Origin of the sequence: Dissulfurispira sp. (assembly GCF_036745535.1) — a bacterium.
In the GTDB taxonomy this organism is placed as follows: domain Bacteria; phylum Nitrospirota; class Thermodesulfovibrionia; order Thermodesulfovibrionales; family Dissulfurispiraceae; genus Dissulfurispira.
Map to the genome: position 1 here is coordinate 1 of NZ_DAIOFX010000119.1, position 3,501 is coordinate 3,501.

At 43.2% G+C, this 3,501-nt stretch carries 3 protein-coding genes; all 3 read left to right on the plus strand.

The genetic code is table 11. The annotated features are described in order from the left end of the window. Positions 1–171 precede the first annotated feature (171 nt). Positions 172–1,179, plus strand: coding sequence for a diguanylate cyclase (locus tag V7L97_RS11720; RefSeq protein ID WP_333656191.1), 1,008 nt, complete (start codon positions 172–174; stop codon positions 1,177–1,179). A gap of 58 nt (positions 1,180–1,237) precedes the next feature. Further along, on the plus strand, positions 1,238–2,962 hold the full coding sequence (locus tag V7L97_RS11725; RefSeq protein ID WP_333656194.1) for an ATP-binding protein: 1,725 nt from the start codon (positions 1,238–1,240) through the stop codon (positions 2,960–2,962). After that, the coding region (locus tag V7L97_RS11730) for a response regulator transcription factor (protein WP_333656196.1) at positions 2,956–3,501 on the plus strand (546 nt) is incomplete at its 3' end. The genes V7L97_RS11725 and V7L97_RS11730, both read left to right, overlap by 7 nt.

The following is a 3,501-nucleotide window of genomic DNA, read 5'->3' on the forward strand; positions in this document are numbered from 1 at the left end:
GGGCATACCTCCATGATTTTTCAATTATATCATATCCTTATATCACTACCAAAAAATTAATATTGACATTGTTCCCGAGCTTCTAAATAATAGTAGCAAATAAAATATAATTTACTAACCTATTTACAGTTCGCAAAAAGTTCGCTTGGGGGACATTTAATTGGGGGATACATGTCCATAAATCTCGAATTTATCGACATTGCACTTCTGTCAAGCGTACAGGATGCTATTTCAGAGATCAGCGACCTCTCCTTTTCAACATACGACAGCAGCGGGGCATTACTCATTCCATTCAAACGTGAAGACAAACTGATTTCCCAGATAAAGGCGTATGCTTCAGGGAAGGATGAACACGAAAAATTCATTCGCAGCGGGATAGAAAGGGCAGTGGTAAGGAAGGAGGCCTCGGTTTTCAAAGGGCCTGCCAACCAGCACCATCTTTTTATCCCCGTCATTATAGACAACGACAAAATAGTCCTTGTAAGCAGTGCATTTTATCTTGTACGGAGCGAATTTGAGGATTTTGTTATTAAAAGGGGACAGAATTTCGGCTTTTCGCCGCCGAAAATGGAATCATGGGTTGACGTGATCGCCGTAAAAGACTATGCCTCTGTCCAGAAAGTTGCATCACACCTCAAATCCCTGCTGGAAAACATTCTGAGAAGCAGCTACGAAAGGAATCTGAACCACAAGAGATACCAATGGGCTAAAACCCTTATAGATGTACTGTACAACATGCAATTACCTGCCCCCACAAAGGATGTCCATTCATTAATCGTTGATGCACTGTTGTTCTTATTCCATGTTGACACGGTCTCCATAATGGTCAAAGAGAGGAATTTCTTCAAGACGGTTATGTCCTCCGGGAAACTGAGGGATGAGGTGATATCTCTCTACATAGAAGATAACAACCACATGATTTCACGTGCCATCGAGGGCTTAAAGCCAACGTCCACCAATGATATCGCCGAAATATCCAGACTCGGCTTCCCTGACAGCATCAATTCAATGCATATCTTCCCTAAATTCCCGCGTCCTGCGATAACGGTCAGCATAGGACTGGCATCCTTCCCCGAAGACGGCAAGAGCGTCAATGAGCTGATAAAAAACGCCGACATCGCCCTGTATAAGGCAAAAGAATCCGGCAAGGACAGGACTGTACTTTTCAGCATATCATAAATCTATCAAAATCGATTATAATTAGATATGTCTGATTTATTTAAAAAAAATCAGAAACATGAGGCTGAATCTCAGCACTAAATTAATCATAGGCTGCAGTATTCCCCTTATTGTAGCCCTCGGCATTTCCTTCTATTTTATTGCCCATCGCCAGGAAAGACTCATCATGGGACAGGTGGAGAACGAAGCCCGCGCCATATTCAAGCAGATAGTGATCACAAGAAAATGGATAGCAGACCACGGAGGGATATTCGTAGAGGAGCTTCCGTGGATAAAGCCAAACCCCTATATTAAGGATTCAGAGATCAGGGATGTACAGGGAAAGCGGTACATAAGGGAAACGCCTGCAATGGTCACAAAGGAACTATCTAAGTATGCAAAGGACAAAGGACTTTACTGGTTCCATATAACGAGCCTCAAACTCACAAACCCGGAAAACGCACCGGATGAATTCGAGAGAAATGCACTCCAGCAATTTGAAAAAACTACCCCAAAAGAGATCATCTCCATAGAAAATATAGACAATTCCAAATATCTCAGGTATATATCACCGCTCTATGTAGAAGATGCATGCCTTAACTGCCACGCAAGGCAGGGCTATAAAGTCGGAGATGTCAGGGGCGCTATAAGCGTCACAATCCCAATGGATAAAACCTTTGCAGAGATTGCCGAAAACAGGAACAGCATGTTAATTGCTGCTGTCCTTACTGTCCTGACACTTATGACCGCCATGTTTTTTATGATGAAAAAGATTGTACTTACCCCGATGAAAAGACTGAAATCCGCAATCAATGAATTCTCGGAGGGCACGTACTCTCCGTCAAAGAGGTTAAAGACAGGAGATGAGTTCGAAGACCTCTGCAGCGCCTTTTCCCAAATGGCAGGCACACTCACCGATTATCACAGCTGCCTGAACAATAAGATAAAGGATGCAACAAAGGGCCTCGAAGAAACAAACAGGAAATTAATCGAAACCAACCGTCTCCTTAATGAGGCGAACATAAGAAAATCCGACTTCATAGCACGGGCATCCCATGAATTAAGGACACCTCTGACATCGATCAAAGGTGCAATAGATTACATATCTGCAAAACTCTCGTCCTATTTGCAATATCACCATGAAGAAACAGCCCTCGACGACCTCCATATATTCTTTGAGGTAATAAAGAAAAACTCCGAGAGATTGATACGCATGGTCAACACCATGCTGGACATCGAGAGGATAGAGATGGGGACGTCCGAACTGCGTTTTGCCGATGTAAACCTTTCCTATCTTATTGCTGAAGCCCTAACGTATTTCCAGATAAATGCCGATGAAAAAGGCATATACTTCAATACAAACATACCCAACAATATTACAGTCCGCATAGATGAAGACAGGATAAAGCAGGTACTTATCAATCTCCTGTCAAATGCCATAAAATTCGCTCCGGAGGAATCCGAGATACTTGTCTTTGCATATCCCGAGAAGGATCATGCGGTTGTGGAAATATGGGACAAAGGTCCGGGTATTCCGCCCTCGGAGCATGAAAGGGTTTTTGAAAAATTCTACAAAAACGGCAATAAGGAAGGCACAGGGCTCGGTCTTGCCATATGCAAAAGCATAATAGAGGCGCATGATGGCATAATCGGCGTAAACAGCGACGGCAAAAACGGAAGCTGTTTTTATTTTAAACTGCCTTACACAAAAGGGCATCATGAAAGCTTTTCACAGGAAGGTTTCAACAGGACAGAACAGCATAAACTGCTGGAGATAGCAAAGAAGATAACAACGCCATGCTAAAAGAGAATAAAAACCATACAATACTGGTAATCGATGACGACAGGGACATCCTGAAGGTCTTAAAGGCGAACCTCGAGCTTTATAAATACAATGTCGCTACTGCAGAATCATGGACAGAAGGGCAGAAGACAATCTCTGCAAAAAAACCTGACCTCCTGATCCTCGACCTCATGCTCCCTGACGGAGATGGAGTTGAGATATGCCGCACCTTGAGAAAACGGTATCCCTCGTTGCCGATAATAATGCTTACTGCAAAGGATAAGATTTCCGATAAGGTAATAGGACTCGAAAGCGGCGCCGACGACTATGTTGTAAAACCATTTGAGACACTTGAGTTGATCGCACGGATAAAGGCATGCCTGAGGAGGTTAAAACCCTCTACCGAAGAACAGATAACCATAGGAAAACTGAACATCGACTATAAGAGAAGAATAGTGAAGGTCAAAAACAAAGAGATAATCCTGACGCCAAAGGAATACGACCTTTTGTGCCTCCTGATTTCCAGCAGGGGTTCTGTGCTGAGCAGGGAGGAGATAAAA